This window comes from Halomonas sp. ND22Bw (genome assembly GCF_003011945.1).
GTDB classification, from domain to species: Bacteria; Pseudomonadota; Gammaproteobacteria; order Pseudomonadales; family Halomonadaceae; genus Halomonas; species Halomonas halophila.
This window is the reverse complement of the sequence record NZ_PXWD01001257.1, coordinates 1-257: the sequence shown is the minus strand read 5'-3', so window position 1 is coordinate 257 and position 257 is coordinate 1. Positions and strand designations below refer to the sequence as shown.

Below are 257 nucleotides of genomic sequence, written 5' to 3'. Positions count from 1 at the left end.
GGGCGCGATGACGCTGACGCTTGGCGACGAACAGCTGGCGCGGCTGACCGACGCGGGCGTCTGAGCCGCCCGGCTACAGCCGCCAGAACAGCGCCAGCGACAGATTGTGGTTGACCCGCGCGGCGCCGCCGGGCTGGTCGATGATCTGGTTCATATAGCCGGCCTCGACCGTGGACGTGCCGCCGACCGGGATTTCCGCGCCGACGAACGTGCGCAGCTGGTCAAAGCCCGAACGCCCGCGCCAGTCGACGCTGCTG

Annotated in this window: 1 protein-coding gene; it reads right to left on the bottom strand. The window is 70.4% G+C overall.

Annotated features, from left to right (window positions below; genetic code table 11):
* Positions 1–73 precede the first annotated feature (73 nt).
* Positions 74–257, bottom strand: a 184-nt coding sequence (locus tag CVH10_RS22220; protein ID WP_146143284.1) for a DUF2490 domain-containing protein, incomplete at its 5' end; no start/stop codon positions are given.